Source organism: Nocardia sp. NPDC050175, assembly GCF_044459885.1.
Classification (GTDB): domain Bacteria; phylum Actinomycetota; class Actinomycetes; order Mycobacteriales; family Mycobacteriaceae; genus Nocardia.
Genome location: NZ_JBITJI010000004.1, coordinates 194696 through 208646 on the forward strand (window position 1 = coordinate 194696; position 13951 = coordinate 208646).

The window sequence follows — 13951 nt, forward strand, 5'->3', positions numbered from 1 at the left end:
GCTATTCCGTGCGCGGCCTCAGCCACGGGGTGCGTCGCGGGCGCGTAGCACCCGGTGGTCTCGACACAGCACAATTCGACCAGCCGATGCCGCGCAGGCTGATCAAGCCGTATGCGGATCGGGAGACCTAGCGGAATGCAGGCGCGCATCGCCAGTGTCCCTGCACAACGCGGTCCTGCCAGCCAATTGCTGCGCGAGCTGATCAATTCCTGGGCGGGCCTGATGTTTTCGTGCGGAGCGGCGGCCGTTGGGCGTCAGCCTGCGGAATGCAGGTCCAGGATTTGGGTGAGGGCGTGTTCCAGGGCGTAGTTTGCGTCGGCGGCGCCGCCTTTGACGTCGGCGTTCAGGGCGGCGACTACCTGGAGGGCGGAGCCGATGGTGGTGGGGGTCCAGTTGCGAGCCTGGGCTTGGGCCTTTTTGACCTTCCATGGGGGCATGCCGAGTTGCTGGGCGAGTTTGAAGGGGTCGCCGCGGCCTGCGGAACCGACTCGGGCGATGGTGTGCACGGAGTCGGCGAGGGCGTCGGCGAGCAGCACGTGCGGGACGCCGCGGTCGTTGGCCCAGCGCAGGGCTTCCATCGCGCCGGGGCGGTCGCCGGCGACGGCGAGCTCGGCCACGTCGAAGCCGGAGACCTCGGCTTTGCCGGAGTAGTAGCGGTGGACGGCGGCGACGTCGATCTTGCCGCCGGTGTCGGAGGCCAGCTGTGAACAGGCGGCGGCGAGCTCGCGCAAGTCGGAGCCGACGGACTCCAACATCGCCTGCACGACGTCGCCCGCGACGCGCACCCCGGCGTTCCGGAATTCGCCGCGCACGAACTCGACCCGCTCGGCCGACTTCGTAATTTTGGCACAGTCATGCACGACCGCACCGGCCTTCTGCAGCGCGGGCACCAGCGCCTTGGCTCGTCCGCCACCCGAATGCAGCACCACCAGCACCACGCCCTCGGGCGGATCGCCCGCAGCGGCGGTGATCACCGCGACCGCGTCCTTGCCCGCTTCGGCCGCCGACTCCAGGATGATCACCCGGTCCTCGGCGAACAGCGACGGACTCAACAACTCGGCCAGTTCCGCGGTGCTCGCGTCGCCTGCCCGCATCCGATCAACCGGCACCGCTTCAGCATCCGGCGCGAGCGCACGCACCTGCGCGGTGACCTCCGCCACCGCCCGCTCGACCAGCAGTTCCTCATCCCCCAGCGCCAGATGCAGCGCAGGCCGCTCGGTCACGACGCCACCTCGCCGACGCTCGCCTCCGCCATCGGCGAAGGCACGCCGTGTCGAAGTTTCACTCGCTGACGCTCGCGGGGCTCGGTCACGGCAGCGATCCTACGGTCCCCCACCGACAGTCCCGCGCCGCAGGTTCCGCGTGTTCACCGAGCACCACGCAGAACCCGGCAACTCGCGTCGACGACGCGCCACGTCAACTCGGCGTCGAGCCGGTCGAAGCGCTCTCCCACCTGTGTTCGTGGCAGCCACAGCAGCCGATCGGCGAGCGCTACACCGAATGGTGTTTCTACTGCGGTACCGAAAGGCGTTGCCCGGTATCGGGTTCCGGTTTCTATCTCGACCACCACGACCGTCGGGCCTGCCGCCTCGTTGTATTCGTCGCTAGAGATGACCAGGTACAGCTCGCGTTCACCGGTCAGCGGGGAGGGGTCGGAGAGGTAGACGTCGCCCTGTCTCACGACGGCCCACCGGGGCGTCGATCTGCTTTCCACGCGGCGAGGCCGTCACGGACCGCACGGGACTTCCGCTCAAGTCGCTCAGGGTCCACCGCTTCGGCGTCGTGCACCATCCGAGCGTGCTCATCGAACTCCCGGCGCAGCAGCTTCTCCTCGATCGCCTTGGCGGCGAACGCGGTGAGGGTGATGCCGTCGGTCTCGGCGGCCACCTTGGCCGCGTCTACCAGATCCGCACGTAGCCGCATATTCACAGGCTTTGTCACACCTTCCACTCTACGTTGGGCTGCACATGTTGTATGACGATCTGCTTTACACGGTGTAAACACCTCATCGAGCGGTCACCACGCGTAGTGATCCCCCATCGCCTAGTACAAGCACGTCGCCGCGCTGATCGGTGCGTGCCACGGTGCTGCCGAGGTCGGATAGCTCCGTGAGGACGCCGGCATTCGGATGGCCGAAGGTGTTCTCGGCACCGACACTGACCACGGTCAGCCGCGGGTGCACGGCGGTGAGGAATTCCGTTGTGGTGGTGCGTGACCCGTGGTGCGGAAGCTTCAGCACGTCCGCCTGCAGCGCGACTCCGCTTTGCAGTAATGCTCGTTGCGCGACCGCCTCGATGTCTCCGGTCAGCAGGATGCGTCCGGCGGCCGTGGTCGCGGCGAGGACGATCGAACGATCGTTGGCTTCCTCGGCCTCGGCTCCTGGCGTGGGCCGCGGCCCACCCACCTCCGGTGCGAGCACCTCCAATTCGACTGTGCCGAAACGGAACACCTGTCCGGCCGACAGTTCGATCAACGGAATCCCGGCCTCCCCCGCAACCGCCACCACCTTCGCCGATCCGTCCACTCGCGCACCATGCTGCGAAGCCGCCCCATGTGGGTCGCCTGACGAGGGCCAATCGACTGCCTGCGTGCATCGCTCGCCCGGCGACTCACACGAATCAGTGGCCCGCTGACACTGCACGTCCACCACCCCGGCCACCGAACCTGATCTGCCACTCGCAGCGCCATCCACACGCTTCGCCGAATCATGTTGAGCCTCTGGCGATCCGCAACCGCCGCTCACTGATCCACCTCTGGACTCACGACCACCATCCAAGGCGGAACCTGCTTGCGCGGTCCGGGCCGACCGCCCATCATCGACGACCGCCGTATCGCTGGGGTTCGGCGTCAAACCCTCGAGCTCATGCAATCCGACAGCCACTGCGGCTACGGCTCGTCCGTCTAGTGCGCCACTGATGCCGCCGATGTGGTCGGCGTGGGGATGGGTCAATACCAGTAGTGCGACGCGGGAGATGTGTAAGCGGTCCAAGCAGTTTCGGATCGGGCGGGGCTCGGGGCCGACGTCGATCAGGACGGCAGTGCCCGTTCCGACGGACAGGGCGAGTCCGTCGCCTTGGCCTACGTCGCAGGCGGCGAGTATCCAGCCCGCAGGTGGCCAGCCGGGATGCCAGATCCGCACCGGGATCACCACCACCGCCACACCGAATGCCACCGTCAGGATCACCCTCCGTATCGCGGCGAACCGCAGCACGAGGATGCCCACCGTGACAACGACGAGAGCGCCGAGCCCGCCGAGGATTCCGCTGGGCACTTCGATCGACGAGCCGGGCACATCGGCGGCGTGTTCGGCGACGAGCAGCAACCACCACATCGGCGGTGCGGCACAGTGCACTACGAGCTCGGCCAGCGGCAACCAGATACAGGCCAGCACCGCACCCACTGCGCCGATCACTGTGATGGGCGCGATGACCGGTTCGACCAGAACATTCGCGAAAATCGCGATCAGACTTAGCTTTCCGTCCAAGGCGACCACCAGCGGTGTCGTGACGACGAACGCGCCCGTCGCCACCGCGACGATCTCGGCGGGCACCCGCCGCCAGCCCCGCGCCCGCAGCCAGTCGGCCCAACTCGGTGCCAGCAGGATCAATCCGGCGGTCGCAATAGCCGACAACGCGAAGCCTGCCGAAACCGCGAGTGCGGGCCACACGGCGAGCAGGCCGATGATCGCCGCACAGAGTGCGGGTAGCGCCTGTTTCCGACGTCCAGTTACCAAGGCCAGCAAGGTGATCGCGCCCATCGCCCCGGCCCGCAGCACGCTCGGGTCGGGCCGCGCGATGATCACGAACAACACCAGCGCCGCCCCAGCGACCAATGCTCCGGCGCGCGGACCAAGAGTCAGTACCCGCACCGCCAGCAGCACCGCTCCTAACAAAATTGTGAAATTTGCGCCGCTGACCACACAAAGATGGGACAAGCCCGCGATTTCGAACTCCTCGCGCAGATCGTCGGGCAGCCTGGAGGTGTCACCGTCCACCAGCGCGGGCAACAATCCGGCCGGCTCCTCGGGCAGCGCTCGGGATGTCGCCGTCGCGAAATCCGTACGCACCGACCGGGCTACGCGCTGCCACCACGGCAAGCCGCCGACAACCCGCGGTGATCCCTGCGCCAACAGCATCGCCACCGTGAGATCACGCCGCCCCGGTACATCCACCCGCGCTTGGAACTCGACCGCCTGCCCGGGCACCAACTCGCCCCACCCGTCACCGGACGCCAGAACCACCACCGCCCCACCGGCCCGCACCGTCGTCTCGCCGAGCCGATACTCGTCCAGACCGCCCCGCACAACCCACCGACTCCCTCCGAATGAGCTGCCGCGCACCGGCTTCGGATCACCACTCGGCGTCACCACCACCCGCAGCGAATACCCCGACGCCGCCCGCATCGGATGCGTCGCCACCCGATGCTCCCGCCACGCCGCAGCCACCGCGAACCCTGCCGCCAACAACACCGCCGCCAGCGCAACCACCGCCACTGCCCGCCGCCGCTCCCCCCGATGCGCTATCGCCCACAGCAGCAGAACCCACAACCCGATCGCCAACACCGCCAACGCCCCCGCAAGCAACAACCCCGCCACCCACCCAGCCGTCACCGCCACAATCGTTGCCCCCCAACAACACACCGCCGCAGGCAACAACCGAGCATCGAGCACCTGCGGCTCATCCCCGGAGTCATCGCCCTCCGCACCACTGCCCGGCAACCTTCGACGGCTCGGGTCTATCGCCGGACGCCCGGCACCATCTGTCCCGCCCGGCCCGACACCTCCGCTACCCACATACCGGCCGTCGAGGCGCGGCCCGGCGACACGTTCGCCACGGACTCGCTCTGCCGAGCTCATACCTTCACCAGCTCGCGCAGGCGGGACAGGCGGGCGGGGCCGATGCCGTCTACTTGGCCGAGTTGGGTTACGTCGGTGAAGCGGCCGTGGGTGGTGCGCCAGGCGATGATCGCCTTCGCCATGACCGGGCCGATGCCGGGCAGGGCTTCGAGCTCGGATTCCGTTGCGCTGTTGAGGTCGACGCGGCCCGAAGGGGTTGTCGGATGGGCGGATCCGGACGGCGTGGCCGAGGTGCGGCCGCCCGTGTTGATTGTCATGCTGCCGAGTTGTGGTGGGCCCGGGTTCGGTCCGGGTGAGCCGACGAGTACCTGGTCGCCGTCGACCAGCCGCTGTGCCAGGTTGAGTCCGGCGAGATCAGCGCCATCCTGCGCGCCGCCTGCCGCTACCAGTGCGTCGGCGACGCGCGCACCGGCGGGCAGCCGCACCAATCCGGTGCGGTGCACCAAACCGACCACGCTGACCACCAATTCGGCACTTGGCTCAGCAAGTGCGTCGCCGCGTGCTGCCGCCGCACCACCCGGCTGAGTGGGTACCGGCGCGGCACTGGACGACGCGGCCACGCTCGGCGGTACCGCACCCGATATCCGCGCAACGGCGGGAGTAGCGGTCGTCCGCATTGCAGGCAGCGGCGGCACCGGTCGAGCGACCGGCCGCTCACGGAATATGACGACAGCGGCCACCACCATCGCCACCAACCCGATCACCAGCAGCGTGCACAGTCCCCGACGCCCCGGATCGAGCCGAATCCCCCGAAACCGCTCCGGCACAACCCGATCCAGCCATCCCCGCCCCTCGGCGGGTTCCTCCAGCCACCCCGGCGAACGCACCTCACCGAATTCGTCATCACCGTCCTCGACCTCCAGCTCGGACGGCAACTCCACAAGATCCCACCGCCCCGCGCGCCGGGAAGGTGTCCCGCTCGCCCCCGATCCCGACCGCCGATTCACAGGCGACTCGACCTCAACCTCCGATGACGCGCTCCTGGAGAGCACCGGGCTCTCCGGGACCTCCGCACCCGACCGCCGGCCTCGATCGCGCACGCCATCCACCGATGACGCGACCATCTCTTGCGCTACCGCACCCACCGAAAACGTCGTGTCTCCGGCCGAACCGTCCGCACCCGACCACCCACCTGCACGGAACACAGCGCCTCCCGACGGCTCCGCCGGTATCCATGACGCGCTGTTCTTGTCGATCGCCTGGCTCACACCCGAGCGCAGTCCACCCGGTCCGTGATCCACACTCGACGCATCAGCCATCAGGGACTCATTCCGCAGCGACCCCGTGCTTTCAGGCACCACTAGGCTCTCGTCAGGGCGCAACTCGGTCGACCGCCGATCCGCACCTTGCAACAGACCTATCGACGACCGGGCAGGCAGCAACGACGCCTCGGTTGCTCGGGTCGGCAGCACATCGCGGAGGCCGAATCCTCTGGTCGCCGCGGGCCGCGCATTCACCAGGTGGGCTCGGCGGCCGCCGAGGGGACGCGAGGCTTCGGCCGCGCCTGCGATTCCCGTCCGGCTGGCGCTGACGCGGCTGGTCAGTGCGCCGAGTCGTCGCTGCATCCGCTCGCGTTCGTCCTGTCGTGGCATGGGGGCGACGGTAGTTCTGGTCGGCGGCGAAAGGCCGTGGCCGAGCAGGCAATTCAGCGGCCCTGTTGATAACTGCGGGGGTGTGGACAACTCGCCGACGCCGCGCGGGTCGGTCGGCGGGCGTGGCGGACTGGGAGGTGCAAAACTTGGTCCGTGATCCGATTCCGTTTCGGCTTGACGCCGCTGGACCGAGTCGGGCCGGGCGCAGATCAGTACCGGGCCCTGCACTGGTTCGCGCTCACCGAGGGCTGGTACTACATCGGTGTCGGCGACCATGACCTGCTGCGCGTCTCCGACCGCACGGCCGAGCTACTGCGAACCCAAGCCGGACACCACGAGACTCCGCACGACCGCTACGTCGAGTATTACGTCGCCCGCCTGTGGGAGGACATCCTGACGTTGCTGCCGAGCGCACTGGAGCCGGTGCCAAGCGACCTGATCGACTTCGTCGGCACCGAATCGACGGGTTGGTCGTGGGCGGACACACCCGAGGTAGACGCCGCGTCGACCTGGTATGGCGACCGCACCCTCGACACCGGATACCTGTGGTTCGGCCCGCATCTGCGATGGTGGCGCGCCGTCGAGGACGGCTGCGATTCAGTCACCGTCGCTTGGCGATACCCGGTGGATCCGGAGAGCGAGATCGAATTCACCGGTCCCCCGACCGGTCGGTTGAGCGTGCCAACCGACGAATTCCGCACGGCCGTCATCGAATTCGATCGCGCGCTGTTCGTCGCGATGAACGAACGCCTTCGCGAGTTCGAATCATCCGGTCCGCCGGAGGGCATCGAGATCGACCTCGGCCTGTTGCGGCACGAGCACCGGGAGCGAACGCGCTGGCTGACACAGGCGCTGGACCGTCGACCCGACACGGACTGGGAAGCCGTTCGCATCGGTGCCCGCGCCCTGCGTCAGTCCTCGTCCGCGGTCCGCTGATCGGCTTCTCGCGCCAGGTCCTCGGCGAAACAGTTGGGGCGACGGTCATGCGCCACGACAACCAGGGGTTAGGCCCCGCCGGGGAGGACTAGGACGCCTACCGCACCTACGCCGAGATGGACGCCGAGTGCGGGACCGAATTCGGCGACGATCAGTTCGTGGATACCGGGGATCAGGTCGCGGAGTTGGCTGGCGACAGTTTGGGCGGCTTCTTCGGCACCGAGGTGTTGGACAGCGACGGCGGCACCGTCCTCGCCCGCCGCATCGACCGCTGCGGCAACGAGTTTCGCGAAGGCCTTGGAGCGCGTACGGACCTTCTCGCGGAGTTCGAGGCGACCCTCGACGATCTGCAGCAACGGCTTGGTGACTAGTTCACTGCCGAAAAAGGCTGCGGCGGAACTCAATCGGCCGCCACGACGCAACTGTTCGGTGCGATTCACAAGTATGAATGTGCGCGCTCGGCTAGACGCGGCGACCGCGGTGTCGTAGACGACATCAAGCGGCGCTCCGGCGCGTGCGCGACGCGCGGCGGCAAGTACCGGCAGCCCGGTGGCCAGGCCCGCACCGAGCGAATCGACGAGACGCACTCGATCGGCGGCATCCATATCCCGGACAGCCTGCCTGCCAGCCTCCCAGGTACCGGAGAGCTGACGCGAAATATGCACCGCGACAACACCATCGCCGCCACTGAGCACCCACGCCTGTTCGTAGACAGCGCGCAGCTCGCCCGGCGATGCCGCCGAGGTGGTGACCGTGTCGGAGGCATAGTCGATGTCGACAGGGTCGACGCCCTCGCGGATCGCGCGGTCACCGATCAGCACATGCAGTGGTACGACGGCGATATCGAGCTCGGCGGCGAGTTCGGCAGGGAGGCTGGCGGACGAATCTGTCACGACCACGACGGCCACGGACTACCGAACCTCCTGCAGGGTCTTCACCATCGCGTTGGCCACCGCGGTATGCCCGGCCCAGCCCCAGTGGATACCGTCCGGGTTCGCATCGCCGGAGAAGATGTTGTCGCGCACGGCTTCACCGAGATCGACCAGCGGCACCGAGGTGCGGGCCGACCACGCGCGCAGCGCCTTCACCGCGCGCGCACGTCCGGAATGCACGCGTCCGTAGGCATCGCAGTTGTGCACGGACGGCAGCACCGCGACGAACGGCAGCTCAGGCCGCAAGTGCGCCAACGCTTCCCGCGACTGCTCCAGATAGTCCACGCTCACCTTCGGCGGAAGCGCGACGGGGCGACCGAGTTTCGACAGCTTGGGCTGCAGCCAGGTGTAGGTGGCGCGCACGCCACGGCGCAGGACCGGCGGACGGATGTAGCGGATCAGCTCACGCAGCGCGGTCGGCAGCGGCGAGGGCAGGGAATCCATGCCGCCGACCGCGAACACCACCGCACCGGCGCGCGGCACGGCCGCCCACACCCGCGGGTCACCGATCAACGCCCAGTACGCGTCCCGGCAGGTCCAGCCGATCCGGCCGACCACCTCGACATCCCAATCCAGCTCGGCCCCAACAAGGTTCGGCCAGATCCGCGGATGGTCGGCGGGCAGCCCGCCCTTGGGCCCGAAGTAGGACAACGAATCCGCGATCACCAGCAGCACGGGCCGCCCCGCCGCACCATCCGCAACGCTCGAATCGGCTGCCGCAGTGATGGACTCGCCGCCTGCCTGCGGGGAGACAACGCCGACAGCAGATTCGACGGCTTGGGCCGACCCGACAGCTGGTCCAGCAGACGCCGAAACCGAGTCGGCCGCGCCGACGGCGGTTACTTCGACTGCGACGTCGATGGAATCAGCTGCGGCATCGCCCAATTCACTTGGCGCGACAACCGGGCCAGCAGCCCCAGCCGATACAGAACCGACTGCAGCACTGACCGATTCGCGAGCTGGCTCCGCGAGCGAGGTCGCAACGCCGACCGGAGCCGCCCGATCAGGAGGTGGGTCAACAGAACTGGCGGGAACGGAACCCTCGGGTTCGGACGGCCCCTCGCCCTCTTCCGTGCCCGACTCAGCAGGTTCGGGCTCCACCACCGGAGGTACCGGGGGCGGGCCGAACAGCGCGTCCGGGACAGAACGTTCCGGTTTGGCCGAAGCCTTCCGGAACAGTTCATCCGGCACCTGCCGAATCGGATCTTCAGAGGACATCCGGGGCCACCTTCGCCGATGCATTCCACACGTCAAGGCGCCAGCCGGGCTGGTCGATGCTCGGACCGTGACTGCTGAGCTGCACCCAGCTGGTGTTGGCCAGTCCGCCGAGGACGGGCCAGTTCGCTGGAGGCAGGTCGAGCAGCGCGGCCGTGAGGCCGGCGATCAGCCCGCCGTGCGCCACCAGGATGATAGTCCGGCCGGGCCAGTCCTGCCGCTCGACGAGAAGTTCCCGCACCACCGGCAGCGACCGCGCACCGACCTCGAGTTTGCTCTCCCCATTGGGCGGCCGAAAGGTGGCGTCGAGCCGCCACGCCTGGCGCGCGCCGGGATAGTCGGCGTCGACCTCGAGATGGGTCAACCCCTCCCAGTCGCCGAGATCGGTTTCGCGCAGTCGCGGATCGGGCACCACATCGAGTGACGTGTGATCGGCCAGCGCAGAGGCGGTCTCGAAGGCGCGGCGCAGATCCGAGGAGATGATGGCGATCGCGTTATGCGAAACCAGTTCGCGCGCAGCCTCTTTCGCCTGACGACGACCGAGTTCGGTGAGATCGGTGTCGATCTGGCCCTGCATCCGGTCGGCGGCGTTCCATTCGGTCTGCCCGTGCCGCAACAGGATCAGATTGCGCACGTGGGCGTACTTACTCACGGTCGCGCCTTTCTGACGCTCGACGCTGCCCTACCGATGACTCGCTCGTTCACTCGGTGTCGCTCTCCGCGTCGCCGTTCACCGCCGCGGCCCGCGCGTCCGGTCCGCCGATGCCGTCCACCGGCACCACCGGGCAGTCCTTCCACAACCGTTCCAGCGCATAGAAATTGCGCTCGTCGTTGTGTTGGACGTGCACCACGACATCGACGTAGTCGAGCAGCGCCCAGCGACCCTCGCGGGTGCCCTCGCGCCGCACCGGCTTGTGCCCGGCCTCGCGCAGCTTGTCCTCGATGTTGTCGACGATGGCGTTCACCTGACGCTCGTTCGGCGCGGAGGCGATGACGAAGCAGTCGGTGATCACCAACTGCTCGGACACGTCGAGCACCACCACGTCGAGCGCCAGCTTCTCGTCCGCCGCCCGCGCCGCAACCTGCGCGATCTCGACCGACTCGACAGATGCACTCATAGTTGCCCCCCGCTACGCTCGCTCACTCAGCTACCTTCCGCTCCTGCGGGCACATAGAGGTGCCGCTTAGATATGTACTGCACCACGCCATCGGGGACGAGGTACCACACCGGCCGGTTCTCGGCGGCGCGGCGACGGCATTCGCTCGACGAGATCGCCAGCGCCGGGATTTCGACCATCGTCACCGCATCGGCCGGAAGATCGCGCAGATGTTCCTCGAGATGATCGGTATTCAGCTCGTACCCCGGACGGCTCACCCCGACAAACCTCGCCAGTTCGAACAGTTCGGCCCAATCCTGCCATGTCAGGATGTTGGCCAGCGCATCCGCTCCGGTGATGAAGTACAGCTCGGCGTCCGGATGCCGGTCGCGCATCTCCCGCAGCGTGTCGACGGTGTAGGTGACCTTTTCCCGGTCGATGTCCGCGCGACTGACCGAGAAACCGGGGTTGGAGGCGGTCGCGATCACGGTCATGAGGTAGCGATCCTCCGCCGGACTGACCTGTTTATCGGCCTTCTGCCAGGGCTGACCGGTGGGGACGAAGATCACTTCATCGAGCGCGAACCGATTCGCGACCTCGCTGGCGGCGACCAGGTGACCGTGGTGGATGGGGTCGAAGGTGCCGCCCATCACGCCCAGTTTGCGGCCGCGCCGACCTGTCTCTTGCATGAGTGCCGAGCTTAACTGGTCGGCTCCGGGCGGCCAGGAGCGGCGCGGGCCGATTGTCGCCGCCGACAATCGCTGGATCCGCTCGATGGCGCGCACGAGTTCGCCTGGCGCGCGTGATTTGGCTGGCAGATTCGTGCGCGGCCGGAGAATTTGTGCGCGCCGGACACGCTATTCGCCCGCTAGCCCGTAGCCGTCCTCCGCGTCGAGCATCTCGCTCAGTTCGCGGCGGGTCTGGGCGAGCTCCTCGGTTATCGCCGCAGACGAGCCGGTGTCGGTCAGCTCGGCGATCAGCGCCTGCATCGCACTGAACCACGGTCGGCCTGGTCGCTCGTCGGAGGCCCAGAGCTGCAGCCAGGCCGCCGAGCGGACGCAGCGGGCTCGTGACACCACGTTTCCGAGGTCGCCGAACAATTCGGCTGCTCGCTGGTATGCGGCTACCGCCGCCGCGTCCTGATCGCAGTAGTCGAGGGCGGTGGCGGCGGACATGGCGAGGTCGGCATGTAGTTCGCGACGGTCGGGATCGCGCTCGACCAGTTGGGCGGCTTGGGCGAATTGCCTTGCGGCGTCCTGATATCGGCGCAGTGCGTTCAAGGAGTCACCGAATTGGGCACGGACAGTGGCCAGTTCGGCGGGCGGATAGGGAATTCCGTCCGCCGCCATCACCTGTTCGAAGAGCGCGGCAGCCTCACCGTGGCGCCGAACACGATGGAACGCCCGCGCGGCAATCACGGTGTGGTGCAGCAGATCCGGCTCAGACACTCCCTCCCACCTCGCGGCCGCACGCACGGCCGCATCCGCCAGGTCGAGCTCACGATCCGGTTGTCCGGCGATCGCGATGACCAACTGCGAACTGAGCCGCGCGACGTGCTCCGCGGCCAATATCCCCGCACCCACCGCCAACGCCTCCCGCAGCCGCGCCTCGGCATGTTCCGGAGCATCGGCCAACCGTGCGGCGCCGACCTCGGCAAGCCGCTGCCCCTCGGCCAAACGGTCAGCCTCGGAAGCGACCCCCTCCGGCCACTCCTCTGGAAAGGCAGTCACCGTTCGTCCAACCTCGGTAGTGAGTACCGCACCTCCCACGAACGCAGTACGACCCGCGAGCGAAGTATCCGTAAAGGTCGCTCCACCGACTCGAGCCGGATCGCTCCCACGCATAGCGCCACCGGCGCTTGCAGCAGGGCTACCGCCCGGCGGGATGGCACCTCTCTCAGATGTAGCGCCACCTGTTGGCGAGGCACCGCGTGCAGAACTGGTGCCGTTCGCAGCGGGTCCACCGCTGGCAGGCGAGGCACCGCCACCTGACACGGTGTTCGCGCCAATGGCACCTCCGGCAGGAGCCGTATCGCCCGCAGAACCGGCACTACCCGCTGTTGCTGCACCACCGTCACCAAAAGCTGGGACAGCCGCAGCAGCATCACCGTTCCCGGCGGCACTGGACACAGCTGCTTCACCGTCTGCGACGGCACCGGCCGCGGATGCCGTGCCTTCCATCTCCTCCTGCGCAGGAATACGATCAGCCCCCGCCGCGCCCCCGTTCACCCGCGGCAGTCTGCTGCGCAATCCGAGTGGAAGTCGTTCCAGCAGTGGCTGTCTCGCCAATCGGGTCGCGACATGAGTGCTTACCGCCGCGTTCTCGTTGCGTATGTCGTATCGCGCGCACAGGCCCGCGATCTCTGTATCGAGTTCCGCCAGTAGGGAATCCACTGTTTCCCCGGCGACCTGGATGTAGCCGAGGCCGAGGGTGGCGAGTCTGCGCAGTAGCACGCAGACGCCGGTGATGAAGGCGAGGCGGGAGCCGGCGTCGGCGCCGGGGTCGGTGAGCCAGCGGGCGTGTTCGGAGAGGATCTCCAGGCCGCGTCCTTCGTTGCCGGTCAGCGCGCAGAACTCGATGTGCAGTGCTACTGACGGGCGCAGGCTGTCGCTGTGCCGGACCAGGGGGTACCCGGTCAGGTGTGCGCCGCGCGCGTCGGCGAAGCGGCCGGTGCGCATCATCGGGAGCAGGGCTTGGGCCAGCACGCGATGCGGTTCTTCGGCACAGGTGCGGTCGCCGTCGATGACCGGCTGCCAGTGGGCGAGCGCGCCCGCGTCGTCTCCCAAAGCGGCTTTGCTGGTGCCCCATTCGTCGCGTTCACACGCGTCGCAGTCCGACATGCCGTCGCGCGGGGCCGCCATGGCCTCTTCCTGCAGCCGCGCACCCTCCTCGACGTCACCCAGCTTCCGCGCCAGCTGGGCGCGCAGCGCCAGCACCGGGCGCAGGCTGTAACCGCGCTGCCTATAACGGGTTTCGAGCTCGTCGAACCAGCGGTACACGGTCGGCAGCGGTATCGCGGGGTTGTCGATCAGCCCCCAGGTCATCCACTTGAGGTACCAGTGCACCGAATGCGTGAGCGGGCCGAGTTCGACGGGGAACTCGTCGTAGATCCGCAGCAGCCTGCCGTAGGCGACCGGCGCCAGGTCGCGTTCGCCCGCGTAGGTGTAGGACTCGGCGAGCTCCAGCAGGACTCGCCCTTCCAGGTTGCGGTCGGGGGCCGACTTCGCTGCCGCCGCAAGCATTTCCAGCCGCTCGACGCGTAGTCGACCGTGCGGCAACGAGTAGACCTGCGCGAGCGCCTCATTGATCTCGGCGGTGTCCACG

The 13951-nt window shown here is 68.0% G+C and carries 12 protein-coding genes; 1 reads left to right on the forward strand and 11 read right to left on the reverse strand.

Features of this window, described 5'->3' with window-relative positions; genetic code table 11:
* Positions 1-254: 254 nt before the first annotated feature.
* The 5 genes from holA to ACIBK2_RS15425 all read right to left on the reverse strand — a co-directional run bounded on the left by holA (position 255) and on the right by ACIBK2_RS15425 (position 5736).
* Positions 255-1223 (reverse strand): DNA polymerase III subunit delta, encoded by a 969-nt coding sequence (gene holA / locus ACIBK2_RS15405; RefSeq protein ID WP_396967609.1) that lies wholly within the window; start codon positions 1221-1223, stop codon positions 255-257.
* A gap of 143 nt (positions 1224-1366) precedes the next feature.
* On the reverse strand, positions 1367-1681 hold the full coding sequence (locus ACIBK2_RS15410; protein WP_396967611.1) for a type II toxin-antitoxin system PemK/MazF family toxin: 315 nt from the start codon (positions 1679-1681) through the stop codon (positions 1367-1369).
* Positions 1678-1941 (reverse strand): hypothetical protein, encoded by a 264-nt coding sequence (locus ACIBK2_RS15415; protein ID WP_396967613.1) that lies wholly within the window; start codon positions 1939-1941, stop codon positions 1678-1680. Before ACIBK2_RS15415 ends, ACIBK2_RS15410 begins: the two co-directional genes overlap by 4 nt.
* 64 nt (positions 1942-2005) lie before the next feature.
* Entirely contained in the window at positions 2006-4609 is a 2604-nt protein-coding gene (locus tag ACIBK2_RS15420; protein WP_396967615.1) for a ComEC/Rec2 family competence protein, read from the reverse strand.
* A gap of 242 nt (positions 4610-4851) precedes the next feature.
* The gene (locus ACIBK2_RS15425) at positions 4852-5736 is read right to left on the reverse strand and encodes a helix-hairpin-helix domain-containing protein (protein WP_396967617.1); all 885 of its coding nucleotides are present in this window, start codon (positions 5734-5736) and stop codon (positions 4852-4854) included.
* Positions 5737-6600: 864 nt separating this feature from the next.
* Here ACIBK2_RS15425 and ACIBK2_RS15430 point away from each other — a divergent pair.
* Positions 6601-7383: a DUF5984 family protein gene (locus ACIBK2_RS15430; protein WP_396967619.1), complete on the forward strand. Its 783-nt coding sequence runs from the start codon at positions 6601-6603 to the stop codon at positions 7381-7383.
* A 68-nt stretch (positions 7384-7451) separates the two neighbouring features.
* Here the strand turns inward: ACIBK2_RS15430 and ACIBK2_RS15435 are convergent, their stop codons facing one another.
* From ACIBK2_RS15435 to ACIBK2_RS15460, 6 genes are all read right to left on the reverse strand, one after another.
* Positions 7452-8291: a DegV family protein gene (locus ACIBK2_RS15435; protein ID WP_396967621.1), complete on the reverse strand. Its 840-nt coding sequence runs from the start codon at positions 8289-8291 to the stop codon at positions 7452-7454.
* A 3-nt stretch (positions 8292-8294) separates the two neighbouring features.
* Positions 8295-9041, reverse strand: coding sequence for a diglucosylglycerate octanoyltransferase (octT, locus tag ACIBK2_RS15440; protein ID WP_396968466.1), 747 nt, complete (start codon positions 9039-9041; stop codon positions 8295-8297).
* 481 nt (positions 9042-9522) lie between these two features.
* Positions 9523-10182, reverse strand: a complete 660-nt coding sequence (locus ACIBK2_RS15445; RefSeq protein WP_379282501.1) for a histidine phosphatase family protein — start codon at positions 10180-10182, stop codon at positions 9523-9525.
* A 49-nt stretch (positions 10183-10231) separates the two neighbouring features.
* Entirely contained in the window at positions 10232-10648 is a 417-nt protein-coding gene (gene rsfS, locus ACIBK2_RS15450) for a ribosome silencing factor (RefSeq protein WP_396967624.1), read from the reverse strand.
* A gap of 26 nt (positions 10649-10674) precedes the next feature.
* Complete coding sequence (gene nadD, locus ACIBK2_RS15455) at positions 10675-11316, reverse strand: nicotinate-nucleotide adenylyltransferase (protein ID WP_379282889.1); 642 nt, start codon at positions 11314-11316, stop codon at positions 10675-10677.
* Positions 11317-11484: 168 nt separating this feature from the next.
* A complete protein-coding gene (locus tag ACIBK2_RS15460) occupies positions 11485-13950 on the reverse strand; it encodes a hypothetical protein (protein WP_396967626.1) in 2466 nt (821 codons plus the stop codon).
* Position 13951: the final 1 nt, after the last annotated feature.

Excerpts from the sequence above, each read along its gene's own strand:
- nadD (WP_379282889.1), bottom strand. The coding sequence starts at position 11,316 with ATGCAAGAGACAGGTCGGCGCGGCCGCAAACTGGGCGTGATGGGCGGC.
- rsfS (WP_396967624.1), bottom strand. The coding sequence starts at position 10,648 with ATGAGTGCATCTGTCGAGTCGGTCGAGATCGCGCAGGTTGCGGCGCGG.